This window comes from Thermoactinomyces daqus (genome assembly GCF_000763315.1).
GTDB lineage: Bacteria > Bacillota > Bacilli > Thermoactinomycetales > Thermoactinomycetaceae > Thermoactinomyces_A > Thermoactinomyces_A daqus.
Window position 1 is genome coordinate 1 of record NZ_JPST01000025.1, and the last position, 24,637, is coordinate 24,637.

At 50.3% G+C, this 24,637-nt stretch carries 26 protein-coding genes; 5 read left to right on the forward strand and 21 right to left on the reverse strand.

Features of this window, described 5'->3' with window-relative positions; all coding sequences use genetic code 11:
- Positions 1-240: 240 nt before the first annotated feature.
- Positions 241-1,740, reverse strand: coding sequence for an MDR family MFS transporter (locus tag JG50_RS0111740; protein ID WP_033101314.1), 1,500 nt, complete (start codon positions 1,738-1,740; stop codon positions 241-243).
- Between the two features lie 215 nt (positions 1,741-1,955).
- On the opposite strand from JG50_RS0111740, the gene JG50_RS0111745 reads away from it, so the two are divergent.
- Both JG50_RS0111745 and JG50_RS0111750 read left to right on the forward strand, forming a co-directional pair.
- Positions 1,956-2,279 carry a DUF2614 family zinc ribbon-containing protein gene (locus JG50_RS0111745; protein ID WP_052154257.1) on the forward strand — a complete coding sequence of 108 codons (324 nt, stop codon included), beginning with the start codon at positions 1,956-1,958 and terminating at the stop codon, positions 2,277-2,279.
- A 296-nt stretch (positions 2,280-2,575) separates the two neighbouring features.
- Complete coding sequence (locus tag JG50_RS0111750; RefSeq protein ID WP_033101315.1) at positions 2,576-4,354, forward strand: AMP-dependent synthetase/ligase; 1,779 nt, start codon at positions 2,576-2,578, stop codon at positions 4,352-4,354.
- 11 nt (positions 4,355-4,365) lie between these two features.
- On the opposite strand, the gene perR is transcribed toward JG50_RS0111750, so the two are convergent.
- The 3 genes from perR to JG50_RS0111765 all read right to left on the reverse strand — a co-directional run bounded on the left by perR (position 4,366) and on the right by JG50_RS0111765 (position 7,139).
- Entirely contained in the window at positions 4,366-4,800 is a 435-nt protein-coding gene (gene perR / locus JG50_RS0111755; protein ID WP_033101316.1) for a peroxide-responsive transcriptional repressor PerR, read from the reverse strand.
- A 385-nt stretch (positions 4,801-5,185) separates the two neighbouring features.
- Complete coding sequence (locus tag JG50_RS0111760) at positions 5,186-6,391, reverse strand: cytochrome P450 family protein (protein ID WP_033101317.1); 1,206 nt, start codon at positions 6,389-6,391, stop codon at positions 5,186-5,188.
- Between the two features lie 118 nt (positions 6,392-6,509).
- Positions 6,510-7,139: a TetR/AcrR family transcriptional regulator gene (locus JG50_RS0111765; RefSeq protein WP_033101318.1), complete on the reverse strand. Its 630-nt coding sequence runs from the start codon at positions 7,137-7,139 to the stop codon at positions 6,510-6,512.
- A 116-nt stretch (positions 7,140-7,255) separates the two neighbouring features.
- Between JG50_RS0111765 and JG50_RS18895 the strand changes: the two genes are divergently transcribed.
- Positions 7,256-7,636: a DUF4383 domain-containing protein gene (locus tag JG50_RS18895; RefSeq protein ID WP_052154258.1), complete on the forward strand. Its 381-nt coding sequence runs from the start codon at positions 7,256-7,258 to the stop codon at positions 7,634-7,636.
- A 144-nt stretch (positions 7,637-7,780) separates the two neighbouring features.
- Here JG50_RS18895 and nth read toward each other — a convergent pair whose 3' ends face one another.
- The 8 genes from nth to JG50_RS0111810 all read right to left on the reverse strand — a co-directional run bounded on the left by nth (position 7,781) and on the right by JG50_RS0111810 (position 13,305).
- On the reverse strand, positions 7,781-8,461 hold the full coding sequence (gene nth / locus JG50_RS0111775; protein ID WP_033101319.1) for an endonuclease III: 681 nt from the start codon (positions 8,459-8,461) through the stop codon (positions 7,781-7,783).
- A gap of 12 nt (positions 8,462-8,473) precedes the next feature.
- Positions 8,474-9,244 (reverse strand): class I SAM-dependent methyltransferase, encoded by a 771-nt coding sequence (locus JG50_RS0111780; protein WP_033101320.1) that lies wholly within the window; start codon positions 9,242-9,244, stop codon positions 8,474-8,476.
- Positions 9,245-9,299: 55 nt separating this feature from the next.
- Positions 9,300-9,767 (reverse strand): thioredoxin-dependent thiol peroxidase, encoded by a 468-nt coding sequence (gene bcp, locus JG50_RS0111785; RefSeq protein ID WP_033101321.1) that lies wholly within the window; start codon positions 9,765-9,767, stop codon positions 9,300-9,302.
- 439 nt (positions 9,768-10,206) lie between these two features.
- Positions 10,207-11,547 (reverse strand): sensor histidine kinase, encoded by a 1,341-nt coding sequence (locus JG50_RS0111790; protein WP_160173862.1) that lies wholly within the window; start codon positions 11,545-11,547, stop codon positions 10,207-10,209.
- Position 11,548: 1 nt separating this feature from the next.
- On the reverse strand, positions 11,549-12,226 hold the full coding sequence (locus tag JG50_RS0111795; RefSeq protein WP_033101323.1) for a response regulator transcription factor: 678 nt from the start codon (positions 12,224-12,226) through the stop codon (positions 11,549-11,551).
- A 115-nt stretch (positions 12,227-12,341) separates the two neighbouring features.
- Positions 12,342-12,632, reverse strand: coding sequence for a hypothetical protein (locus tag JG50_RS0111800; protein WP_033101324.1), 291 nt, complete (start codon positions 12,630-12,632; stop codon positions 12,342-12,344).
- A gap of 11 nt (positions 12,633-12,643) precedes the next feature.
- Positions 12,644-12,850 (reverse strand): spore germination protein, encoded by a 207-nt coding sequence (locus tag JG50_RS0111805; RefSeq protein ID WP_033101325.1) that lies wholly within the window; start codon positions 12,848-12,850, stop codon positions 12,644-12,646.
- A gap of 23 nt (positions 12,851-12,873) precedes the next feature.
- The gene (locus JG50_RS0111810) at positions 12,874-13,305 is read right to left on the reverse strand and encodes an Hsp20/alpha crystallin family protein (RefSeq protein WP_033101326.1); all 432 of its coding nucleotides are present in this window, start codon (positions 13,303-13,305) and stop codon (positions 12,874-12,876) included.
- Between the two features lie 368 nt (positions 13,306-13,673).
- Here JG50_RS0111810 and gerPC point away from each other — a divergent pair, with 368 nt between their 5' ends.
- A complete protein-coding gene (gerPC, locus tag JG50_RS0111815; protein WP_052154259.1) occupies positions 13,674-14,018 on the forward strand; it encodes a spore germination protein GerPC in 345 nt (114 codons plus the stop codon).
- Between the two features lie 47 nt (positions 14,019-14,065).
- Here gerPC and JG50_RS0111820 read toward each other — a convergent pair whose 3' ends face one another.
- The 9 genes from JG50_RS0111820 to JG50_RS0111860 form a co-directional block, all read right to left on the reverse strand.
- Positions 14,066-14,851 carry an ABC transporter permease gene (locus JG50_RS0111820; RefSeq protein WP_033101327.1) on the reverse strand — a complete coding sequence of 262 codons (786 nt, stop codon included), beginning with the start codon at positions 14,849-14,851 and terminating at the stop codon, positions 14,066-14,068.
- 1 nt (position 14,852) lies between these two features.
- On the reverse strand, positions 14,853-15,605 hold the full coding sequence (locus JG50_RS0111825) for an ABC transporter permease (RefSeq protein WP_052154275.1): 753 nt from the start codon (positions 15,603-15,605) through the stop codon (positions 14,853-14,855).
- A gap of 34 nt (positions 15,606-15,639) precedes the next feature.
- Positions 15,640-16,647, reverse strand: a complete 1,008-nt coding sequence (locus tag JG50_RS0111830; protein ID WP_033101328.1) for an ABC transporter ATP-binding protein — start codon at positions 16,645-16,647, stop codon at positions 15,640-15,642.
- Between the two features lie 224 nt (positions 16,648-16,871).
- Positions 16,872-17,627, reverse strand: a complete 756-nt coding sequence (locus JG50_RS0111835) for a LamB/YcsF family protein (protein ID WP_033101329.1) — start codon at positions 17,625-17,627, stop codon at positions 16,872-16,874.
- A 19-nt stretch (positions 17,628-17,646) separates the two neighbouring features.
- Positions 17,647-18,645, reverse strand: coding sequence for a 5-oxoprolinase subunit C family protein (locus tag JG50_RS0111840; protein ID WP_033101330.1), 999 nt, complete (start codon positions 18,643-18,645; stop codon positions 17,647-17,649).
- Positions 18,629-19,339 (reverse strand): 5-oxoprolinase subunit PxpB, encoded by a 711-nt coding sequence (gene pxpB / locus JG50_RS0111845; protein ID WP_033101368.1) that lies wholly within the window; start codon positions 19,337-19,339, stop codon positions 18,629-18,631. Before pxpB ends, JG50_RS0111840 begins: the two co-directional genes overlap by 17 nt.
- An 89-nt stretch (positions 19,340-19,428) precedes the next feature.
- Positions 19,429-20,190, reverse strand: a complete 762-nt coding sequence (locus JG50_RS0111850; protein ID WP_033101369.1) for a sporulation protein — start codon at positions 20,188-20,190, stop codon at positions 19,429-19,431.
- 182 nt (positions 20,191-20,372) lie between these two features.
- Complete coding sequence (locus tag JG50_RS0111855; RefSeq protein ID WP_052154261.1) at positions 20,373-21,113, reverse strand: sporulation protein; 741 nt, start codon at positions 21,111-21,113, stop codon at positions 20,373-20,375.
- A gap of 60 nt (positions 21,114-21,173) precedes the next feature.
- Positions 21,174-23,051, reverse strand: coding sequence for a hypothetical protein (locus tag JG50_RS0111860; protein WP_152568569.1), 1,878 nt, complete (start codon positions 23,049-23,051; stop codon positions 21,174-21,176).
- A 266-nt stretch (positions 23,052-23,317) separates the two neighbouring features.
- On the opposite strand from JG50_RS0111860, the gene JG50_RS0111865 reads away from it, so the two are divergent.
- On the forward strand, positions 23,318-24,610 hold the full coding sequence (locus JG50_RS0111865; RefSeq protein WP_033101332.1) for a glutamate-1-semialdehyde 2,1-aminomutase: 1,293 nt from the start codon (positions 23,318-23,320) through the stop codon (positions 24,608-24,610).
- The last annotated feature ends 27 nt before the right edge of the window (positions 24,611-24,637 follow it).

Here is a 24,637-nt window from a genome sequence, read left to right on the forward strand (position 1 = left end):
TCTTTAGTTTTCAAGGAACACGCTGAAATTCTTTTTTATCAAACGCGTTTCGCGGCGACAAAATAGATAATAACACCTTAAATAAATTTCGTCAACACTTTTTTTAAAAAAATGTTTTTGCGGCATAACCTCGGGATGACACTCAACAAAATCATCAGGGGATTGGGCCTCCCTGACCGCCCGACAAATATGCGGGAAGGCCAGAGAAGCATCCCCGGCCCTTTCTTTACCGATCTCGCCTCAAGCCTCTTTTAGATCTTTGGAGACGGCAACAGCCTCCGGCTTACTGGATGGCAACCGGAACACAAACAGCAGCGCGAGAACCGCGATGCCGACCAAAATGAGGAAAATGTGATGCAGACCATAAACGAGCGCTTCCCGCATCGTTTTCATCACGCTCGACGGAATTTGCCCGATGTTGTGCGGATCGAGCAAGCGGTTGAGATCTGACACATTGATATTCTTCACCTCGGCGTGCCCCATCATGAACACCTTCATGTAATGGTTAAAAAGCGTCCCAAAGACCGCCACACCGATCGTTTGTCCGAGCGAACGCAAAAACGTGTTGGAAGCCGTGGCAGCTCCGCGCAGGTTCCACCCGACGGAAGACTGGACAATAACCGTGTATACCGTCATCGAGAAGCCGAAGCCGAAACCGATTATAAGCATGATCACGCTTAAAACCCAATCTGGCGTCGTCTGGCTGATAAAAGCCAGAGACACATTTCCTGCCAAAATGAGAATCAGCCCCAGCACCGCTGTTTTGCGCGGACCGACTTTGAGCATCAGCCTGCCTCCGAGAGTGGCACCAATCGGCCAGCCAATCGACATCGGCAGCAGCGTTAACCCCGAACCGGTTGCTCCGCGCCCGTGTACCCCTTGAACCCAGAGGGGCAAATAAACATTGAGCGCGATCAGAATGCCGCTCGACAAGAGAGCAGCCAAATTGGAAACGAGGATGGACGGAATTTTGAACAATTCCAGCGGCAGCATCGGCTCTTCAGCCTTGAACTCCACCCAGATGAAGATCAGCAAAAACAGGATTCCAACCAAAAACAGGCCGATGATGATTGCCGATCCCCAAGAATAGACCGTTCCTCCCGTTGACAGGGCAAACAGGATCGAGGCGACGGCGATGGAAAAAGTGAGAACACCTAAATAATCGATTTTTCTTTCGCGGGAATCTCCTTCTTCCCGCAAAAAGATCCAGAGCATGATCACAGAAACCAGACCAAACGGCAAATTGATATAAAAAATCCACCGCCATGATACGTAATCAACCAGAAACCCGCCGACAAGGGGGCCGACCAGTCCGGATAATCCCCAGATCGAACTAAACCACCCCTGAACTTTGGCCCGCTGTTCATAAGGGAAGATATCGCCGATAATCGTAAAGGTTGTCGGCATGATTCCTCCGGCGCCCAACCCTTGCAATGCGCGGAACCAGATCAGCTGATGCATCGACGAAGACAATCCGGATAACATCGAACCCAATAAAAATAAAGCGGCCCCAACCGTGAAGACGACTTTTCTTCCATAGAGATCAGCCAGTTTGCCGAAAATGGGCGTCGTCACAGTTGAGGTGAGAAGGTATGCGGCAAATACCCAACTGATGAATTGCAATCCCCCCAGTTCACTGGCAATCCGGGGCATTGCCGTACTGACGATCGTGACCTCAATTGCCGCCAAAAACGTCGCGATCAACATCGCGATGGTCACTTGTTTACGATTCGTTTGCATGAACCAACCTCCACAACTGGGCAAAAATTTAATTGCTCCATTTTATCATAGCATGCTTCCTTTTCCCCAAAAATCATAAAACAAACCTTTTTATTTATTATGTTGCAAAATCGGACATCTTCTTGATCCCGCCCGCACATCCCTTTGATTGCGCAAAAAATGCGTTCGTGTTACAATCTTTCTGACATTGAAAGCGCTTTTTAAGGAGGGGCCGTATGCTGCTTTCCGGCAAGCTGAATAAAATTCGCACCTTTGCCCTTGGCCTGATTTTTGCCGGCGTGGGAGTCATGTATCTGGGATTCCTGGCCAAAGACCTGATCGCCCTCTTCCTGGCGATTGGCATGATCTTCATCCTGGCCAGCGTTGGCATTTATTTTTGGATCGGAATCATCTCCACTCAATCCGCGCACATCATCTGCCCCGCTTGCGGGAAACAGACAAAGGTGTTGGGAAAAAAGGATGAATGCATGCATTGCAGAGCCATTTTATCGTTTGACCCCGCAGATGCTCCCAAGCAATCCGAAACACCACCAATGTAGCGAGGCCCTTCACTGACAAAGGGCTTCGCTTCGTTATGCCGGCCCGAAACTTCTCTTCCGAGTCAATTTCCGCTATAATAGTACCAATTCTTTGAAAACGGGACAGGCTGTCGCCAAACTTGAGAAGCAATCTTGGAAAACCGGCAGAGATCCATGACAGGGGTGAAGCAGAAGGTTCTACAGATCCTTTGCCCCAAAGGAACCGGGGCACCGGAACCCGACAGACTTCTGTTTTTCGGCCTTTGCAAAACAATTTGTTTCTTGAAACATGATGCACCGAAAGGAGGAACAGGCAATTGAAACCACATAATCTTCTTGAAATGGTCTCACAAACGGTCAGCCGATTTCCGGACAAAACGGCGCTGCTGTGGACGGAAGACAGCCAGCCGCGCTCGATGACTTACCAAAAACTGTGGGCCACCGTTCGCGATTTCGCTTTTGGCCTGGAACGGCTGGGAATAAAGGCAGGAAGCAAAGTGGCCATCATCTCGGAAAACCATCCCCGCTTTCTCATCAGCGATCTTGCCATTTTAAGTTTGGGTGCCGTTTCCGTTCCCATCCATCCGTTGAAACCGGCCGCCGACATCAAAAAAATCCTGCTCCATTCCGAAGCCGAGGCTGTCCTGGTCGGAACTCCTCCAATGCTGGATCAGCTTGATCCGCCTTCAGAAATCCGTCACACCATTCTGTTGACCGGAAAAGCGGAAGGAAAACGCGGAGCCCTTCGCTTTGAAACAGTCATCCAGTTGGGGCAAACGGTTGCCCTCGAGGAGCTGGATTGGGTTTACCCCGCGATTCAGCCCCCTGAGCTAGCCGCTATTGTCTATCAGCAAGGCGTCCATGGAAAACCGAAAGGAGCGATGCTCTCCCATGCCAACATTCTCAGCCACCTGGAAAGCATCTCTCATGTCATCCCGATGGTATCGGATGACATTGTCCTTTCCGCTTTGCCCGCCTCCTCCAGCCTGACCCGGCTGGCCGGACAGATGGCCCCGCTCCGATGCGGTGCAACGATTGCATACACGGATCAAACAGATGATCTGCTCAGCCCCATGATCCAATACCGGCCAACCATTTTCATCGGAAGTGCGAAACAGGTGGAACGTCTGTACAATCTGGTGCACAGCGAAATCGAACGTTCCCAATTCAGGGCATTTCTTTTTCGGACGGCACGCCGCCTCACGCAAACCTACTACGATCATGCCCGTAAGGGTTTCAACTGGCCCATACCCGGTACAGCCAGATGGACGCACACCCTGGCCCATACCCTGGTCTTCTCCAAATGGGTGCACCGGTTCGGCGGAAGATTGCGATTTCTGATCAGCGATCAACTTTCCTTGTCGGATGAGGCACGGGGCTTTTTTGAAACACTGGGTTTGCCGGTTATTACAACGCACAATACCGCCGCTTGCACTTCCATCATATTGGCAAGCCGTCTTACTGATCCGGCAGACGGCAGCAGAAATACCCTGCCCGGGATCGAATACCGTTTCCTCTCGGACGGCGAATTGCTGGTGAAAAGCGCCAGCGTAATGATGGGCTACTACAACCGACCGGAGAAAACCCAACAGACGATTGTGAACGGATGGCTTCACACGAGGGAATTCGCTGAAGCCGTTTCGGACGGACAGATCAAAATGACCGGGCTCAGAAAAAATTGTGTCACCTTGTCCGACGGAACTCTGGTAGACACCGATGATTGCGAAGATGCGCTCAACGCAAGCCCTTTGATCGAGAGAGCCGTTTTGCTCGGAAACGCCCGTCCGTACATAACCGCGTTGATCACACCTGATCCCGCTGCCTGCGCCGGAAAGAGCCCGGCAGAATTGGAAGAGCTGATAAAAGAGGAAATCGACCGCCGGTTAGAAGGTTTTTCATTGATAGAAAAGCCAAAGCGGTTTGCCCTCCTGCACCGCTCTTTTTCCCAAAGCCGCGGGGAATTGACTTCTACCCAGAGGCTGCGGCTGCCAAAAATCGAGGAAAACTATGCGGAAATCATCGAAGCCATGTATAGCGAAAGCACAGCTTCCCGATCGGCTGCCGCAACCGAAAGCAAAGACCCTGCCACACCTTAAGCAGGGCCTTTTCATTGCTTCTCTTTTTTTTGACATTCAGGACAAACTCCGTACACTTCCATGCGATGTGTTTCAACCTGATATCCTGTCGCCTTTGCTGCTTCCTGCTCCATTTTGAAGAGCGGCGGATGATCAAAATCGGTGATCTTTCCACACTTCCGGCAAATCACATGATAATGATCGTCCATATTGGCATCAAAGCGGCTGGAGGCGTCACCATAGGTCAATTCCCTGACCAATCCCGCATCTTTGAACACACGCAAATTATTGTATACGGTTGCCACGCTCATATTGGGAAAATTTCCTTCCAGCGCCTTATAAATCTCATCAGCCGTCGGATGACCCATTGAAGAGTAGAGATAGGTTAAAATGGCATGACGCTGCGGGGTCATACGAACTCCAATCCCTTTGAGCATCTCGACTGCTTCTGCCAGGCGGTTGGTCATTGTTCTCCACCTCGCTGAATCCGCCCTGTGAAAGAACGATTCTCACTTAATAATCTATATAATTAGTCTACGCCCCCCTTTGCCCTTTTGTCAATGAAAGAGGTCATTTTCCTGTATCGATCCTTTTTTATTTTTGTCCGGATTAAAAAATAACAAACACCAAAAGAGGCGAAAACATTCATATCCAAATCCATAAAGCAGGGTCTTGGCGCTTCTCTTTGCCCCGGTCGTAACGGTCGATGCGGAGAAGCACCAATCCCCTTTTGCTTTCGTCTGTCGACAGCTTCAACTTCTTTCGTCTGATCTTTCCAACTTTTGCAATTAGAGTTAAAGAGATACTTTCAATTGTTTTTTAGAATCCAGATTAAATAATCAATCTCCGTTCTCAAAGAATGACCGGCAATTCCTTTAAACCGCGCATCAGGAAACTGGGGCGCCATTCCAACTGTTCAAGGGAGGTGCCCGGCTTTATATCGGGGAAGCGGTTAAGCAGCGACGAAATGGCAATCTGCGCCTCCAAACGGGCTAAAGGTGCTCCCAGACAGTAATGGATCCCATAGCCAAAACCGATGTGCGGATTATGTTTACGGGTGATATCCAGTTGATCCGGATTGACAAATTGCTCCGGATCCCGATTGGCCGATGCCAGAGCAACCAGCACCATATCCCCTTTTTTAATGGTCTCTCCATGCCAGTTCACATCTTCTATCGCAAAGCGGTTGGTCGTAAACTCAACCGGGCTGTAGTAACGCAGAAACTCTTCCACCGCCGTTTGAATCAGTTCCGGATTTTGCTGCAAAAGGGCCATCTGATCAGGATTTTCAAGCAGGGCCAGCACTCCGTTTCCGATCAGGTTGACCGTTGTTTCATGCCCGGCGACAATCAGCAGAAAAATCATGGCATAAAGTTCTTTCTCAGAAAGTTTATCTCCTTCTGCTTCTGCATGAACAAGACTGGAGATCAGATCATCGGTTGAATTTTGCCGGCGTTTTTCCACCAATTCCTGCAAATAAGCGACAAAAGCTTTGATTTTGGGACCAGCCTTCCTCATCCGGTCCGGATGATTATTGGCATCAATGATCGCGTTGGACCAATCGCGAAATTTCATCCTGTCTTCAGTGGGAATTCCCAGCATTTCGCTGATTACGATGATGGGCAGGGGAAAGGCAAACTCACTCATTAAATCGATTGGTTTTCCTTTTTCCATTTTCTCCAACAGCCCGTCGGCGATATTTTGGATATTCTCATGCATCCCCTGGATCATCTTGGGCGTAAACGCTTTGGATACCAGACTTCTGAGTCGGGTATGATCGGGCGGATCCATCGCCAGCATGGTTTCCATTAAGTACTCTGATTCCTCAAGCACGATCAATTTTTTAAACCGCTCTTCCCCGAGCGCGGTTCGCCCTCTTTTGATAAAGCGGCTGTCCTTTAAAGCCGAAAGCGCATCCTCGTAGCGGGTAATCAGCCAGGCATCGAGCCCGTTCGGCATTTTCACTTTGTAAACGGGCGCTTTTTCCCGCAATTCAGTATAAAACGCATAGGAGTGTTTCTTATAATCCGGAGCAAACAGATCAAACTGAAGTTTCATTGAGGCCCCCATCCTTTTTGGAGAAAATAAATTACTCTATTATATTCCCCTTTTTTAATTCATTAATCAATGAATTGTTTTTTAAAAAACCGGGCAGTCCAAAATGGTCTCCCCTTTTTTATTTGGTCCAGGTTGCAAGGGTATGGCGAACCCATTCGCACAGGAATTGTTCTTTCCTTTTGCGACTGCGGCTTTTTTCCGGAAAGTAAATATTTTGTGCCAGATAAAAGATAATGGCACCGACAAACTGATTCACCATCATCGACGGATCAAATTGATGAAAGTGCCTCTCATCGATCTTTGCTTCGATCAGGGCGCAGATCTCCCGCCAGACCTCACAAAGCTGATGGATGCTCCTCTGCAACAGCGCAGGGTCGAGCAGCGAACGTTCTTTCAGATAGATGATGAGCAATTCCCGGTCGCGAACGGCATATTTCATCAAAAGGCTGCCAATTTGAAAAAGAACGTCTTTAAGCTCGTCAATCTCCGCAATCTTTTGCAATTCTTGCTTGATCCGGCCGATTTTCCGGTCGATCTCTTCTTCAAAAATCGCATGCAAAATTTGCAATTTCCCCCCGGGAAAATAGTGATACAGAAGCCCGTCCGCCATTCCGATGCTTTCATTGATCGCTTTCGTTGTTGTACCGTGATAGCCCCGCTCGGCAAATAACTTTTTCGCCATCTCCAACAGCTGCTTGCGCCGCTCGATCGCCTGGATTTCCCGGGTTTTTTTCCTCGTTTCCCGCAATTTATTACCACCTCTTCATTTTGCCTTCAGTGAAAGATTCAGTTGGACAATTTAGGCATCACCACCCGGTGTGGCTCATATATATCTAACAAACCAAAGGAAAGAGAGTGAGGTTTATGGCAAAAGGATTCGCCAGGATCATAGGAGTTTTGCTCACCCTCATCGGGGTGATCGGCTTCTTTTTACCAACTCAAGGCACCATTTATAATCTCCTGCATTTAACCTTGGCTCATAACCTGTTTCATCTGATTAGCGGCATTATCTTTTTGGCCGTAAGCGCCCAAGAGAAGTGGAGCCTGCTGACTGCACGGGTCTTCGGCGTTTTGTACGGCATCATCGCGATTCTCGGCCTTTTCGACGGCCTTGTTGAAAATACTGCCACGATTGAAGTCGTTCATATCCTGGTCGCCCTTGCCGCTTTATACTTCGGATTCAGAGATTGGGCCAGGGAAGTCAAAGTGAAAAAGGAAAAACAAACCGAATCAAAAGGTTCATAATTTGACCCTTAATTCCCCACCCTTCTATCCCGGTGGGGCTTTTGTGCATGACGGCGGATCAGCCGCGAATCATGCAAAAAGGCGGTGTTTTAGTTAAAAGGCGACTTTTGACTGATCAAAAATCGCCTTCTTCGCGTTCTCCTTTTACCGCCCCGCCGGCTCGTATTTCCCCTTCTCCTTTTTCACTTTTTTCCCGTACCAACAGTAAGGCAGGAGGTCGCAGATCTGGCATTTGGGATTTCTCGCGGCGCAAACGCGGCGGCCGTGCCAGATGATCCGATGATGGGTGTCGCTCCATTCGGCCCGGGGAACCCGTTTCATCAGTTGGCGCTCCGTCTCAAGCGGGTTGTCGCTATCCGCAAGGGCCAAGCGGTTGGCCACCCTCTGTACATGCGTATCCACCGCCAGCGCCGGAACACCAAAGGCATTGCTCAATACGACATTGGCCGTTTTGCGGCCGACTCCGGGCAATGCTTCCAGCTGCTTGCGGTCTTGCGGCACCTCTCCTCCGTACTTCTCCACCAAAATGCGACATGTTTGCAAAATGCTCCTGCTTTTATTGCGATACAATCCCAGACCGCGAATGTGCTCCGCCAGATCTTCCTCGGTCAAATCAAGAAAATCTTCCGGCCGGGGGAACTTTTCAAACAATCCTTTCGTCACTTTGTTCACCTGGCGGTCGGTTGATTGCGCCGACAGAATCGTGGCGATCAAGAGTTCAAAAGGATTTCGGTAGTTCAGTTCACAATGGGCATCCGGATACATTTCGGCGAGGGTTTCCAAGATTTTTCGCGTCGGTACGCGTTTCGGCTTCTGCACTTCCATTTTCTCCCCTCCCTACAAAACGCGTTTAGCCGCTTCAATAATCAATTCGTCGCTGCGCGCGTCAAAAGGCGTGCGGTAAAATGTGCCAAAGCGATGAAGAATTTTAAATCCGCACAGGTTTAAAAGATGGTTGATTTCGGACGGGTAAACATAACGGAGCCGGAACAGCGTGCGGATTCGCTCAATCATTAAACCTGAAGGATCAAATCGTTCCATGTAACGAATCACATTGGCAATTTGGGCAAAATGGTCATATTCGATAAAATCATGAAGCTCTACGGTTTCACCTGTTCCCGGCACCGGAAACGTACCGCGAAAAGTATAACGTCCATCCGTTTCATAAAGAGCTTTAATTTTGGGAACGAAGATATTGAAAGCAAACAATCCCTCGTCCGCCAAATGGACGCGCACCCGTTTCAGCGTTTCCACCTGGTCGCGAACCGTCAACAGATGCAAAAACGAACGGTACGGAATAATGATCAGGGGAAAACAGCGTCCCAATTGAAAGCGGGACATATCCCCTTCGATCCATTCCACCATCCCGGCGAGTTCCATTTCCTCCGCTTTTCGTTTCGCTTTTGCCAGCATGGCCGAAGAAAGGTCAAGCCCGACTACCTTGATTCCGGCGCGGGCGATCGCCAGGGTAATCCGTCCTGTCCCGCATCCGAGCTCCAAGACCGGACCTCCCGTTTGCTGTGCCAATTCTACATAATAGGTGAGATCGTGATCAAGCCCCGTGGATGTCCAATCGTAATAATCGGGCCAATCGTAAGCATTCACCATTTTTTACCACATCCTTTATCGATTGGCGAAAAACGGGCCCTGTGGCAGGAACCCGTCAACGGAGATGTTCTTTGATATATTGCAAAACTTCCTTTACATGCCCCATCGCTTTCACTTTTCGATAAACCTTGACAATCTGTCCTTCCCCATTGATCACAAAGGTCGAGCGTTCGATGCCTTTAAACTTTTTGCCGAACATATTCTTGTCTTTAAGCACACCATAGGCTTCACACACCTTGCCGTCGGGATCACTCAGAAGCAGGAAAGGGAGATTCTGCTTTTCCACAAATTTTTGATGGGAAGCAACGGAATCCCGGCTGACTCCCAAAATCACCGTATTCAGATCTGCAAATTCCTGATGGTGATCACGAAAACCGCACGCTTCCACGGTACAACCCGGTGTGTTGTCTTTGGGATAGAAGTACAAAACAACATTTTTCCCCCGATAATCGGAAAGCGACACTTTTTCTCCGTTGGATGCCTCCAGTGTAAACCCGATCGCTTGCTCTCCTTCTTGCGGCATGATTACACCTCCATCATTTACTTCACAGGTTATTCACATTCTACCATTTCTCAAAGGCGAAATTAAGCGCTGCAAATGGATGTTGAATGGGAAGCGGACAGATCCATGACAGACAGGCATCCACGCAGTCCCGGGAGGGGAGCGGAGACGTCACTGAGCAACCGGCAACACCCTTACGTGAAAAAAACGAACGGGGCCTGTCATCGGCCCCGGCTGGAAATATATGCAATCGCTATCGTCAGATAAGAGATTTCAGAAAGACGTTCAAACTGCGGATCGAGCAGATTGCCTTGATCCCCCAAATCGGCACCACCGTCAGCAGGATAAAAAGTTCAGCGATCAATTTCATCCGACTCAATCCCTTCTTAAGAAATGCAATTTATACTCCAATCATAAGAAGGGCATATAAGAGAAATATGAGAATCGGATTAATCTTTGATTAGAAACGGGGCAACATAATGATGACCGCAGTCCCTTTCCCAAGTTGGCTCTTAATGTCCAGCTCTCCGCCCATTTTTTTAACCAGTTCCAGCGCGATGGAAAGTCCCAGCCCGCTGCCGGTGTTTTTGCGCTGTCGTTTGGCCCGGTAAAAACGGTCAAAGATAAAGGGGAGATCAGCCGCAGAAATTCCCTGCCCCGTATCCCGCACCACGATTCGGATGCGCTTCGGGGTTCCCCGCAATTTGACCGTGATGCGGCCGCCTTCTTCCGTATATTTGCCCGCGTTGTCCAAAAGGATATCCAGCAGTTCCTCCAAATCCGCCTGATAGCTTCTGCACTCAAGTTCCTCATCCCGGGCATCATAAACAATCTCCAGCTCACGGTGAACTTGCTGCCAGCGCTTCACCCGTTCGGCAATAACCGAAGTGATGTTGAAAGTTTCCGGTTCCTGAACCGGCTCCTCCATTTCCAGACGGGCCAACTTGAGCAAGCGCTCAGTCATTTTTTCAATCCGGGTCAGCTCCTCATCCATGGTGGAAAGAGCTTCCTCCGCCACATCCGGCTTTTTCATTCCCCAACGGCGCAATAAATTCAAATATCCCCGCACCACGGCGATCGGTGTGCGCAACTCGTGGGAGACATCGCTGACAAAGCGATTTTGCTTTTTTATCAAATCATAGATCCGATCGAGCAGTAAGTTAAACACTCTCGACAGCAGCGCAATTTCATCCCCGGTGTTCGGCACCTTCAGCCGGTGAGTCGGCCTGGCCGGATCAAATTCCTGTACCGCCTTTGTAATCATCTTCACCGGGCGAAACGCGATCGTGCTCATCACATATCCGCCGATCACCACAAACACGAGGAGCACGGATGAAGCAATGACCAATGCGGTGATCATCGAGCTGATATACTTGCCACTGGAAGAATAATCGGAATATAACTCCATCCGCCCTTTTCCCCGGTTGAGCGGCATTGTCAGCACCAGCACTTCCCGGTCGGTATATTTTTCGATCTTCTCCTTTTTGTTGGGATAGGACATCGGCAGAAAGACTGTTTCGGAAATTCCCTTGTTAACGGAAGCGATCACCCGTTTGTTCCGAATCAGCCTAACTGCTTGTCCTTCTTCGATCATCGAGGGGAGCCATGCGGAATAAGGAAGTGAGGAAAACGCCTCCTGATCGTAAACTTTCTGAATCGAGATCAGCTTATCCCGAAGCACCGATTCTTCCGTTCCAATCAACCAGTTCTTTAAAAGAACATAGACAAAGATATGAAACAGGATCAAAATCCCAATCAGTCCGATCGTCGATAAAACAACCAGTCTCCAGCGTATCGGCATCTTAATGTTCCCGAACCACATAACCCACTCCCCGCACGGTTTCAATGAAATATTCCAGACCGATGGATTCCAGTTTCGCGCGCAAATAACGGATATAGACGTCCACGACATTGGTGTCCCCCGCATAATCGTAGCCCCATACCTTGGTCAGAATCATCTCCCTTGTCAGGACATGATTTTTGTTTTGCATCAGGTAGGAGAGCAAATCAAATTCGCGGGCGGTCAATTTGATTTCCTTTCCGTACGCTTCGGCCTTTCTCTCATCGAGATAGAGGGTAATCGGGGTCACCCCGATCACGTTCGCCTCCTCTTCCCATGAATGCCGCCGTTCAATCGCCCGGAGGCGGGCCAAAAGTTCTTCAATCGCAAACGGTTTTGTCAGATAGTCATCCGCGCCGGCATCCAACCCGCTGACACGGTCGGGAACGGCATCTTTGGCCGTCAACATGATGATCGGAACCTGGTTGTCGGAACGAATTCGGCGACAGATCTCGATTCCGCTGAGGTCAGGCAGCATAATGTCCAGTATCACCAATTGCCAGTCTTCTTCTTTCATCATTCTCAGCGCAGATCTGCCGTCATGGGCAACCTTGACCTCATATCCTTCATGTCTTAACTCCAACTCCAGAAACCGGGCAATGCTCTTTTCATCTTCAACAATCAAAATTTTCTTTTTCATCCCTACCACCCAAACCTCTGCTTTTTCCGGGCTTTTTTTATTCTCTCATTTCCAGAAAAAACTTCCAAGTGTTAAAAAAACAGGCCAATTCACAGCCCGTTTGACCCAAGTTTTTTCATTCCCGGATTACACATGAATGATTCCTGCGGGAGGGACCGTCATCCTTCGGACTTTTGGCTCCGGCCGGCGGCGGAATTGGCGGACCCGGTTGAGTGGGAATTGGCGGCTGCGTCTCCGGCGGATTCGGTACTTCCGTTTTTTCTTCCTGCCCTCCCGGTTTCTGTGGCTGCCGGGGTGATACCAGTTGCTCCCGTTGATTGACAATATTCAGTGTGGAACCGATATTCATCGAGCCCGCATCCGCAACCGTATTCACCTGAAGCGAACGAATTTCCACATGAATCAATGCCCGTCACCTCATCCCGTGGAATCCACAATATCCGGATCGAGATACACATTCCGCTCAAAATCGAGGTTCCGGCTGAAATCCCCAATCGGTGAAGATCCACCAAGCGATTTGGTAAAGCTTTCCGCGCCGATGTTGATAGTATTTCCGAAATTGACGGAAGCAGCACTGGATATGCTGTTGATTTTGATATTAAAAATATTGTTGATCGTCCCCATGGATGTCCCTCCCTCGGTCAGTGTTACTCCCGGTCATCCATCTTCAGTTTCATCGCATGGTTCTGAGAAGGTTCCTTATGAATGGGAAACCGAATTTCCAAAATCCCTTTGCGGTAACGCGCGCTGGTATATCGCCTGGCAACAGGAACACCCAATGGAATGGTTTTCTGAAATTCTCCTTTTTTACGCTCGGAAAGCGATACATGAAACCCTTCATAAGGGTTTGGGATTTGTCCTTTTATCCAAAGCGTTTCCCCTTCCACTCTCATTTCCAGGGTATGGATATTTTCCATCCCGGGCAAATTGATCACCACAATCACTTCATTCGGCCCATGAAACACATCGACGGCCGGTTCGTCTTTTTCGGCCGCATGCAAGATTTCCTTAAAAAAATCTTCCCCCAGAAACTGCCGGGCCAAATGATGCCACCGCGCAAATTGGGTATTCCCGCTCACCAGAAAAACCTCCTTTACAGGCCGAATCACAATACGGATGCCCATATTTTATTCGCTTGGGCTTTGTCCTGTCACAATTCTGGCATCAATTCTTACCTCATCCCCATATATTTTAAAAGAGATTGCCCATTTCATCCCGACGGAAAATGCATAACCTTTCGGCACAGCTGAGTGATGCAGGCTTAAGCATGCTCCGGAAAGGAGCGGACACAACCGGCGGAATATGGAATGGTTGGAATGAACAGACAACGACATTCCTGTGACGCATTTTCGCAAAAAACATGAAGCACTGGAAAAGGGATTCAGCTTGCTTAATTCATTTTTATTAATGAAGAAAACCAATAGTGCACATAAAGGAGTGAAATCGCTTGTACGGATATGATCCTTTCTCTTATCTTTGGCAACGGCTGGAGCATATGGAGCAGGACCTCAATCAGTTGAAGCAGCAAAATGAAGAACTGCAAAAGCTGGTCGAGAAAATCAAGCCGCTTCAGGTGGAAAAAATCGAATACAAGATTCACGAGCTGCATGTGCAAACGCTGAGCGGAACCTTAAACGTCGGTTTAACCGCCACCGGAGACGATTCCGCCGTGGGAGACATTATCGAGCAGGTGGTGGAAGAACACCGCAAAAATCTGGTGAATGAAGAAGAGGGAGGGCAGGATGAGAACCCCGGAGCCGACAATCCGCAGCAACATTTTTCCTCCCCGTAAAAAAGACCGCGCGATTGTTGGAATAAACAACCCGCGCGGTCAGTTGTTCAGTTGCCTGCTCCCCGATAGTGGCGAATGCCCCGGTTCCAGCACATCAGACCAAACCCGAGATAAAGGATGCCAACGAGCGGGGTGAGGAAGGCATACCATTTCCAATGGTCATGATCCAGAAGGTAACTTGCCGGGTAAAAGCCGACAAAAGCAAACGGAAGAACCCAGGTGAGCGCAAACTGAATCACCCGATGGTAGATATTTACGGGATAGCGGCCATAATTCCCGATATTGTAAATAATCGGCTGGATATCAGATTTGGAATCCGAATAGAGACTGATGCTGGTCAAGGCTATATAGATTCCTCCGTAAATCATCACACTGCCCAACGTGAACAGGAAAAGAAGGAGAATATCAATCAAATCCCAACTGAGATCCAGTTTCCAAGCGGCATACCCCATCACGACAAGTCCGGTTAACCCGCCGACAAGGGATTCCGGAGTCATCGTCTCCATGATCACCTGGACCAAGCTGTAGACCGGCCTGGTCAACACCCTGTCCAGTTCTCCTTTGATCACATAGCGGTCATTAAAATCCCAGAGATTGAAAAATGCAGAAAAAACCGCCCACGGAATGAGAAAATAGCCATAAATAAAAATCACTTCGTAGCGATTCCAGCCGCCGAGGCTTGATGTATGCTGGAAGACCACCAGGATAAAGATGAGATTGATGCCCTGATAAAAAAAGTTCATGATGAACTGGGTCACAAAATCCCAGCGATACGCCATTCTCGTCTTGATATATTGCTTGAAATACTCGATGAACAAATGGAGATGAAACATATTAACCACCTTGTACAATCAGCGTTTTTCTAGCTTTTAACCAGATCAGCTGAATGGGAATCCAGAGCAGCACGCACCAAACAGCTTGGATCAATATGGCATGGACAAAGTCGGAGCCGGCCAATCCTTTGACCAATACCGTGCTCGGCAAATAACTGATCGCCTGAAACGGAAGAAACTCCAGTACTTTTTGCATCCAGTCAGGATAAAAGACGATGGGGATCGTAAGCCCCGACAGCAGATCGACGATCACTCGCTTCGCCCAGATCAATCCTTGGTTGTTTAAAATGAAAAAGGCGAGCACGCCTGTCAGCAGGTTCACTTCCACGTTGACGATAAACCCGAGCAGCAGACTTAAGGCAAATTTGGCCCATACCGGCGAGACTCCCGGCAGATCGATCGGAAAAATGAACGATACCACGATCATTCCGGGAACACTGAATAAAAACAGGCGGAACAATCCTTCTCCCAGCCCCTGAAACGCTTTGACCAACAGATAGTGATAGGGGCGTATCAACTGAACGGCAACGGTTCCGTCACGAATCTCCTGCGCGATCTCCCGATCGAGATTGTTGAAATAAAACGCCCGCGACATCCAGGAAACGGCGATGTATGTGGCCATTTGCATCACAGTCATCCCCTGCAGCGTTCCCTTGTTGCCATAAATGGCCATCCACAAAAAATAATAAACGCCGATGTTCAAACTGTAGATGATAATGCCGCTGTAGTAATTCACGCGGTACGCCAGCATCATGAGAAAACGGATGCGAATCACTTCAAGATACACCTTATACAATCGTCATCCCCTCCTGATAAATTTGGCGCACAATCTCTTCGGTCGATGCCTCTTCAATCCGCATTTCCTGAACGGGCACATACTGAACCACACGGGAAAGCACTTCCGATACCGCCAATTCACCGTGATGAATATGGGCAATATATTGCCTTTGCCCCGTCTGTTCCCATTTTACCGGAAGCCCTTCCGTTCTCTGCTCCAGTTCATTCAACTGGACGTTCTTCGCAAAATCCAGGTGAATCTTGCGTCCGCCACCCCAGTTGAGCCGAAGTTTGGTCAGGCTTCCGTCATAGATGATGCGCCCTTTGTCCAGCATCACAACGCGTGAACACAGGGCCTCGATATCTGAAATGTCGTGCGTGGTCAGCAAAATCGTCGTTCCCAACTCTTTGTTGATCTCTTTCAGGAAGCGGCGAATATTTTCTTTTACCAGCACGTCCAGCCCGATCGTCGGTTCATCCAGAAACAACAGCGGCGGCTGATGAATCAGTGCGGCAGCCAGTTCACAGCGCATCCGCTGGCCCAGGCTCAATTTGCGAACCGGCTGGTCAAGCAGATCACCGATTTCCAAAACTTCCACCATCCGTCCGAGATGGCGTTTATACTGCTCATCCGGCAACCGGTAGACTTTTTGCAGCAGGCGAAACGACTCCTGCACCGCGATATCCCACCAGAGCTGGCTGCGCTGCCCGAAAACGACGCCGATCGTTCGCACAAATTTTTCCCGTTCGCGATGAGGATCGTAGCCGTTCACTTTCAACTCTCCGGCCGTCGGTTCCAAAATCCCCGTCAACATCTTGATTGTCGTCGATTTCCCGGCGCCGTTTTCCCCGATATAACCGACGATTTCTCCCTGGTCAATTGTCAAATCAATCGCATCAACGGCCCGGATCACCCGGTACTGCCGGTTCAACAAATCGCGAAAGGCCCCCGCTAATCCCGGGCGGCTCTGATATACCTTAAACTCTTTGGTTAACCCATGAGCTTCAATCGATCGCACTTTCTTTCCACTCTCCCTTTTGCGAGATCGTCATAAGCGCAACCCAGAGATGAAAGTCAAGCCAGGCCGGCCGGGCTTCCCCGCATTCCGACCTGCTATACACTTTCAAAGAAAAAAAGGCATTCCCTGTTGCAGGAATACCTGGGTCACCATTCTATTTTAATCCTATCGATCGGTAAAGTGAACTGCATCTCCATGGAAAAAATTCCGTTCTGCTCCAACATTCACAGCGGAGCAATCTGTACACCGGCAGCCATCAGTTGCTCACGGATGGTCTTCGCAAACCGGAGTGCATGTTCGCCATCTCCGTGAATGCAAATCGTATCCGCCCGAATCTCCAGGTCTGTGCCTCCAAGCGTTCTCACTTTTCCTTCGCGCACCATCCGCAGCACATGCGAAACCGCTGCGGACGTGTCCTCGATTAACGCCCCCGGTTCCGTTCTCGGGGTGAGGCTCCCATCCTCCTGATAAGTCCGATCGGCAAACACTTCGCTGGCCGTTCTCAGTCCTACCTCTTCTCCCGCCTTGATCAACTCGCTGCCGGCCAGGCCATACAGGATCAATTCCCTGTCCACCCGATACACAGCCCGGGCAATCGCCTGTGCCAGATCTGGGCGGGCGGCCGCCATATTATAAAGAGCGCCATGCGGTTTGACATGCCTCAATTTCCCTCCTTCCGCCGTAACAAAGGCGGACAGGGCGCCGATCTGGTAAACAACCATATCATAAGCTTCCTGGGAGGAAATCGCCATCTGGCGGCGGCCAAAGCCAAGCAGATCGGGCAAACCGGGATGGGCTCCAATCGACACCCGATGTTCCAGTGCGAGTTGCACCGTTTTCCGCATTACAGCAGGATCACCGGCATGAAAGCCGCAGGCGATGTTGGCCGACGTGACAATCGGCAGAATCGCTTCATCCATTCCGATCCGGTAAGATCCGAAACTTTCACCCAGGTCACAATTCAAATCGATGCGAGTCATCCGTTTCCCTCCCGTTTTTTCACAGCAGTGCCAGCCTTTTTTTCAACAGGGCCAATTTTTTTTCCTGTTTGCGATACTGCCTTTGCGCCTCATTGACCGAAACTTCGGCAAACCGTACTTTTTCACCCGGCTTCATCTGGGCGAGCACCGGCAGATCCGCAGTGATGACCTCGGCGATTTTGGGATAACCGCCGGTTGTCTGGCAATCCGCCATCAAAATAATCGGTTGCCCGTCGGCCGGTACCTGCACGGTTCCCGGCGTCACCGCTTCAGATAAAAGCTCGCGCGGATGACACAGAGAAATCTCCGGGCCGGTCAGCCTGTATCCCATCCGATCCGACTGCGCGGAAATTTGAAACGCCTCCGTAAAAAAATTCTCCTTTCCTCTCTCCGAAAACCATGAAAATTGTCCCCCACGGGTGACACGAACAGTCGGATTGGCGCGGTAGGGCGGGAGAAAACCGGGGCCGACATACCATTCCCCTTCGGCATATGCCCGGTTCCCTGCTCTCCGGGCAAGTTGGCTCAGGCGCCGAAGTGCTGATTTACTCATGGTCCCAATAGCGAGCCGGTCTCCTATCTCCAGCGCCCTGCCGCAAAATCCGCCGATTCCTGCACGCGTATAGGTAGCTTTACTCCCCAAGACGGGCTGCACGGCAAATCCCCCCGCCACTGCCAGGTAGGCCCGGCAGCCCTTGACAGAACCGGCAAAAGAGAGAACGGCTCCTTTTCTGACATAGACCGGGCGCCAGTTTTTCACCGGTTGCCCGTTGATGCGGGGCTGAAGATCAGCTCCACAGATGGCGATCAAGAGATTCGCTTCCATCTCCAGCGTCGGGCCGGTCATGGTCATTTCCAGAGCGGCTTCTCCTTCTTCATTTCCAACCAGCAGATTGGCCGTTCGCAGAGCAAACGGGTCCATCGCCCCGCTGACAGGGATGCCGGCTTGGCGCCAACCCGTTCTTCCCAAATCCTGCAACGTCGTAAACAGTCCGGCCTTTTTAACGCTGATATGCATGATTTCCGCCAGCCTCCCAACGTTCATACTCCGCGCGGGAAATCGGCCGGAAGCGGACGATATCCCCCATCTCCAACAAACCGGGCGGGTTTCGGTCCACACGGAAGAGAGAGAGCGGTGTCCGCCCGATCAGTTGCCACCCTCCGGGCGAATCGAGGGAATAGATTCCGGTTTGCTTTCCGGCAATCCCGACCGAGCCCGCCGGAACTTTTACCCGCGGCGACGGCTTTCGCGGTGCGGCAATCCGCTCGGACATTCCGCCGAGATAGGGAAAGCCCGGAGCAAATCCGATCATGTAAACCAGGTATTCCCCTGAAGCATGAATCCGGATCACTTCCTCGGGTGACAGTTTGTTGTATTCAGCCACAAAGGGTAAGTCGGGGCCGAATTCACCGCCATAGCAAACGGGGATCTCCACGACCTTCGGTTGCAGCTCTTCCCCTGTACCGATGTCTTCGGCCAGGGATTGCAGTCGCCGGCTCATTTCCGTAAACGAGAAAGAAAGGGGATCATAAAATACTGTCAGCGTGGTAAAAGCAGGCACATATCCCGTCATTCCCCGGAAGGGATTTTTCTTAAGCGCGGCAGCCAATGCCTTTACCCGGAAATGTGTCTCTTGATCCATTTTCTGCCCCAATTCGGCCACAATGGCAGAATCGCCCATCGGCCGCAAAACCAGCTGATTTTCATTCATCTCAGCCTTCCCTCCCTTTTGCAGCACAATACCGGAATTTTGGCAAAAATCAAGGAAATCCCCCATCATCCGGGGGGATTACCCTTTTTTTACAAATAAGGTTCAATCATTTGCGCAAGCTTCGCTTCCAAGGCGCGCGGACCACGTTCCACCTCTTTTTTCGTAACCGTAAACCGGAGAATCCGCTCATCCAGATTGAGCGCTTCCTCCATGGAACTCATCAGATCAACCGCTTTGCGATCCAACGATAAAATGATGTCGACTTCGTGCACGTGCGGATAAAAGACGAGGCTGACTTCATCAAACGCCTCCCTGTATTCCCCGCTTTCGGGTATCATTTTGTATTCCTGAATAAAGGGATGGCGGGAATAGAATTTATCAAAAGCGTAATCGACACTCGTCAGGCGGAAACCGATTCCCTCCATCCCGTGTAAAACGGCATCGATCAGCGGATGCGGCAAAATCTCAACCCCATCAGTATCATTTGGGTCGATCGCCATTTTAATATCGAGCCCGGTCTTCAGATAGATGGGCGAACCACCTGTGGAAACCGGCGCATCAAGCGGCATTTCAAATTGAAACGGAAGAACTTTCGATTCATGAGGACCGATTTCAAACTCCTCTGTCAAACGAAATTCGCTGACGACATACTCTTTATGGGTCCCTTCATGGTGGTACTGAACGATGAGATAGAGGTAGATCTCATCAATCATCTGAGGAGCCTGTCCCCCCTGGATAAAAACTTCACCGCGAATCATTTCCCCCTGGCGGTATGTAGCTTTCTCCAGTCGCGTATCCACTTTGGCTGCTCCTACCCCTAAACTGGCTAATGCTTTTCCAAAAACCGACATTGTTCCCCTGCACTCCCCTGATTTGATTCTCTGCTTCGTTCTGCAGCCCCTTGAGGGACCATCCATTGCTTTTGCTGACGGAGGGATTTCCGGGTCTTTCCCTTGCATGAAAATCCGAACAGGCTTTTTCCCCCAAACCCCTCCGCCCCGGTTCCGGGATCCGGCTTGCAATAACCTGATCCCTACGGTTTCTGATTCAATAATTCGTCAATCTTTTGCAGCGGATCTTCCTGCACCTTTTGACTGTTGATCGTCAGGGTCCCATCGGGATCGCTGAACTTCCAGGAAAAGGCGCTGTTCAAAATCCGTTCGGACCGGATCATCTCCACATCCATCTCCACTCCGGTCTCCGAAACGTTGAAAATGATATTCATATTATCCACATACCCGTGATAGCGTCCAGTCGGGCGAAATTGAAACATCTGAAAAAACGGAAACGGTTTTTGATCCGGAGCATACTCATTATGAATGTGATAAAGAATAAAACCGGCATCTTCCATCTGTTTTAAAAGTTTTTGGACAAGCGGGGTCGGAAAAACCTCAATTCTGTCCAAGTCCGTAGGATCAATTGCCATTTTGATATCCAATCCGGTCTTGAGGTAAAGCGGAAAACTGCCGGTCGACATCGGAGTTTCCATCGGCAATCGGATTTGAAACGGAATCCGTTTGTGTTCACCCACTTGCAAGGTAAACGATTGAGACAGCCGATATTTCTCCATGGCATGAGCTATTTTTTTGTGATTTCGGTTTACCGTAACCACCAGGTAAAGATAGATATCTTCAACCTCTTGCGGGCTGTTGCCTCCCCGGACAAACACTTCCCCTTTCACCGTCTCTCCCGGGTAAAACCGGCTTCCCTCAAGCCGGGTATCAACCGTGGCGCCACCAATCCCCAAACTTGCAAGCGATTTGTAAAAAATCATGGATGAACACCACTCCTTGCCGGTTCAATATAAGGGGGCTAAAAGCTGTACGACCCTGCATCAGTCCTGAACATAAATCTGCTTCATATATTCCTCAAACTGTCTGGCCAGCCGCTCATGATCTTCGTTTTCGCGCTTCAGACGCTCCTGGCGCAAACGTTCCTGCGTGATCTCCTGTTGTCTTGCTTTTTCGGACGGGTCTGTATTCTCTGCTTTTTCGGAGGGCAGCGGAATGTTTGGCCAATTTTCTTCCAGATCTATTAAACCTGCTTGTTTTTTGATGATGGTCTTGTCAAGCAAGTAATATTTCGAGGATTGTTCCAGATCCTGGCGTTGCTTTTTCAGGCGCTCTTTTGTCTGATTTTCCAACAGTTCCCGCTGTTTTTGCAGCATCTCCTGCTGCCGGCGTTCAAATTCTTCAGCCTGTTTTTCCAGCAGGCTCTGCGCCATTTTTTCAAACTCTCGCCGCAGTCTCGCTTCCAGCTCTTCTTCTTTCTTTTCCAGCTCCTGCCGTTTTCTCTCCCATTCCAGCCTCTCTTTTTCCATCCGTTCCAATTCTTTTTGCAGCCGTTCTTCCTGCTCTTTTTCAAGCCGTTTGCGCTCTTTTTCCAACTCTTCGCGGCGCCGCCGTTCCTCTTCTTCCCGCTGTTTCGCCAGCCGTTCCTGCTCGAGCCGTTCTTTCTCCTGCTGTTCGCGCTCCCATTCTTCTTGCTCTTCCTTTTCAATCATCTGTTTGAATTCGTCTTTTTGGCGCTTCAGGAGCTCCTGTTCTCTCTTTTCAAACTCCTGGCGCTGCTTTTCCAGAAGTTCGGCCTGCCGTTTTTCAAGCTCCTCCCGTTGCTTGCTGAGCAGCTGCTCCTGACGTTCTTCAAATTCCCGCCGCAACCGCTCCAGCGTTTCCTGTTCCAATCTTTTCAGACGCTCTTCGCGCTCGGCATCTTCCTGCGGGATTTCTTTGCGATTGGCATCTTCCTCCGGGAGCTCTTTTCGGTCCGCCTCTTCCTGAGAGAGCTTTCTGCGGTCAGTATCTTCCGTCGGGAGCTCCTCGTTTTGCGCTGCTTCCTGCCTGTTGGAAACTGCATCCTGCGGAGTCTCTTCCGTGACAGCGGGGGCCTGTTCGGCCGGGACCGAATCAGCGGCAACGGCATCAGACGGATTCATTTGTTCAGCGAAAACCTCGGGCTCTTTTTCATTTTCCTGTACACTGGGCTGTTCTTCCACAGGCGGATGGTTTTCTTGCGATGATTCTTTACGTTCCCGGAACAGAAAGGAGAGAAACCCTTTTCCTTCTTTGCGCCTTTCGTATGCTTCAATTTGCGCGAGCACGGACTCAGGTGAATGGTTCTGCAAACATTTCGAGATCAGCTTGGCCATCGGTTTGGAAACGGGAAAACCGACGGGCAGCCTTTGCAGTGGCTTTTCCCGAAGCCGTCCGGACAACAAACAGTAGAAAAAGGTGCCCCAGTCCAGCGTTCGGGAATAAGTGATTTTCTCCGTCCCGCAGAACAAAACTTTTAATTCATCATTTGCCGTCATTCCGATATTGCGCGGATCAAGCAAGATGTACATTTTGAACGGCTTGGCTCTGAGCTCCCGTTCCAGTTGCAAAAGCTCTTTTCCCCATGCAACCACTTGATCTTCATCCACTTCTCTTTCCGAAATCACTTCCCTCAGCGGACGAATCGGTTCATAGGGCCGGATCAACACGAGAAAACGTTCCTCGTCGTACACTTCCTCAATGGGAAGAAGGAGCGGATGGTTCAAAGAGCGGTATTGCTCGACAACCTGGGGAGGTGCGGCCCCTTCCAGGAGAACCGACTCCAGGTAATACCGGGTGGAATCTTTGCGAGCCACTGCCATTTCCCCGCCAAAAAATTGAACGACGTGTTCAACATAATATAATCCTCGATACCATTCCCCCACTTGAAAAACGGACAAGTTTCTTCGCCTCCACAATTCACTTCCCAAATACAAGATAAACCCGGAAAAACCACAATTTGAGGATAACACAGGATGAAAGAAACAGACAACTGAACAACCTTTGAAATCGTGAATCACGGCCGGCTTGTTCCATGCCCGGCGGAATGCTCCCCGCCACCGCCAATCGCCCCGGGACATCCCCTGTCGCTCCCCTCTTTCACCTAGGCATTTCCCCAAAAGCGCGTTACAATGAAAGAGACATTTTCTAGGAGGAGGATGGTTCCTTGAATATTCAACGTTCAGAAGAACTTTACCAAAAAGCGCTAGACGTGATCGTGGGCGGCGTCAACAGCCCTTCCCGCTCCTTCCGGGCTGTTGGAAACGGAACGCCCATTTTTATGAAAAAAGCACAAGGCCCGTACTTCTGGGATGAAGACGGCAACCGATATATTGATTATCTGGCGGCATTCGGCCCGATCATCCTGGGGCATGCCCATCCGGTTGTCACCGCCGCCATCATCGAACAGGCAACCAATGGTGTTCTGTACGGAACGCCGACAGAAAAAGAGGTTCTGTTTGCGGAAATGCTGCGCGATGCGATTCCGTCAATGGAACAGATCCGCTTTGTCAACAGCGGAACCGAAGCGGTGATGACGACGATCCGGCTGGCACGCGCCTACACCGGCCGCGATAAAATCCTCAAGTTCGCCGGATGTTACCACGGACATTCCGATCTGGTGCTGGTTGCCGCGGGATCAGGCCCTTCCACTCTGGGAACCCCGGACAGCGCCGGCATTCCCAACAGTATCGCCAGCGAAGTGATCACCATCCCCTTCAACGATCTCGATGCTTTCGCAGAAGCAATGGAGCACTGGGGCGATCAACTGGCTGCAGTCCTGGTGGAGCCGCTTGTCGGCAACTTCGGCATCGTGCCGCCCAAACCCGGCTTCTTGCAAACCGTTAAAGAACGGGCGCATCAGGCGGGTGCGCTGGTCATTTTTGACGAGGTGATCACCGGTTTCCGCTTTCATTACGGCGGCGTACAAACATTATATGATGTCGAACCCGACTTAACCGCCCTCGGAAAAATCATCGGCGGCGGTCTGCCCATCGGAGCATACGGAGGTTCCCGCAAAATCATGGAGAAAGTGTCGCCGACGGGACCGATGTACCAGGCGGGAACCATGGCCGGAAATCCTCTGTCAATCTCAGCCGGTATCGCTTGCATCAAACAACTGTCACAACCCGGTACATACGAACGGTTGGAGCAAATGGGGAAAACTTTGAGCGATGAGATCATCCGCCTGGCCGGCAAATACGGAAACTCCGTTACGGTGAACCGGGTTGGCGGCGCCTTTACCGTATACTTTACTGACAAAACGGTTGAAGACTATGAAGGGGCAAAAGCTGCCGACGGCGAGCAATTCGCCCAATTTTTCCGTCTCATGCTGGAGGAGGGAGTCTATCTGGCCCCATCCAAATATGAAGCCTGGTTTTTAACAACTGCCCATTCGGAAGAGGATATTCAATTCACCATCAGAGCAGTGGAACGGGCATTTCGCCAAATGAAGCCGTAACAGACCGCACAGCTTGAAAACAACTGC

Excerpts from the sequence above, each read along its gene's own strand:
- JG50_RS0111740 (WP_033101314.1), bottom strand. The coding sequence starts at position 1,740 with ATGCAAACGAATCGTAAACAAGTGACCATCGCGATGTTGATCGCGACG.
- JG50_RS0111745 (WP_052154257.1), top strand. The coding sequence starts at position 1,956 with ATGCTGCTTTCCGGCAAGCTGAATAAAATTCGCACCTTTGCCCTTGGC.
- perR (WP_033101316.1), bottom strand. The coding sequence starts at position 4,800 with ATGACCAACCGCCTGGCAGAAGCAGTCGAGATGCTCAAAGGGATTGGA.
- JG50_RS0111760 (WP_033101317.1), bottom strand. The coding sequence starts at position 6,391 with ATGAAACTTCAGTTTGATCTGTTTGCTCCGGATTATAAGAAACACTCC.
- JG50_RS18895 (WP_052154258.1), top strand. The coding sequence starts at position 7,256 with ATGGCAAAAGGATTCGCCAGGATCATAGGAGTTTTGCTCACCCTCATC.
- nth (WP_033101319.1), bottom strand. The coding sequence starts at position 8,461 with ATGGAAGTGCAGAAGCCGAAACGCGTACCGACGCGAAAAATCTTGGAA.
- JG50_RS0111780 (WP_033101320.1), bottom strand. The coding sequence starts at position 9,244 with ATGGTGAATGCTTACGATTGGCCCGATTATTACGATTGGACATCCACG.
- bcp (WP_033101321.1), bottom strand. The coding sequence starts at position 9,767 with ATGCCGCAAGAAGGAGAGCAAGCGATCGGGTTTACACTGGAGGCATCC.
- JG50_RS0111790 (WP_160173862.1), bottom strand. The coding sequence starts at position 11,547 with ATGCCGATACGCTGGAGACTGGTTGTTTTATCGACGATCGGACTGATT.
- JG50_RS0111795 (WP_033101323.1), bottom strand. The coding sequence starts at position 12,226 with ATGAAAAAGAAAATTTTGATTGTTGAAGATGAAAAGAGCATTGCCCGG.
- JG50_RS0111805 (WP_033101325.1), bottom strand. The coding sequence starts at position 12,850 with ATGGGGACGATCAACAATATTTTTAATATCAAAATCAACAGCATATCC.
- JG50_RS0111820 (WP_033101327.1), bottom strand. The coding sequence starts at position 14,851 with ATGTTTCATCTCCATTTGTTCATCGAGTATTTCAAGCAATATATCAAG.
- JG50_RS0111825 (WP_052154275.1), bottom strand. The coding sequence starts at position 15,605 with ATGATGCTGGCGTACCGCGTGAATTACTACAGCGGCATTATCATCTAC.
- JG50_RS0111835 (WP_033101329.1), bottom strand. The coding sequence starts at position 17,627 with ATGACTCGCATCGATTTGAATTGTGACCTGGGTGAAAGTTTCGGATCT.
- JG50_RS0111840 (WP_033101330.1), bottom strand. The coding sequence starts at position 18,645 with ATGCATATCAGCGTTAAAAAGGCCGGACTGTTTACGACGTTGCAGGAT.
- pxpB (WP_033101368.1), bottom strand. The coding sequence starts at position 19,339 with ATGAATGAAAATCAGCTGGTTTTGCGGCCGATGGGCGATTCTGCCATT.
- JG50_RS0111850 (WP_033101369.1), bottom strand. The coding sequence starts at position 20,190 with ATGTCGGTTTTTGGAAAAGCATTAGCCAGTTTAGGGGTAGGAGCAGCC.
- JG50_RS0111855 (WP_052154261.1), bottom strand. The coding sequence starts at position 21,113 with ATGATTTTTTACAAATCGCTTGCAAGTTTGGGGATTGGTGGCGCCACG.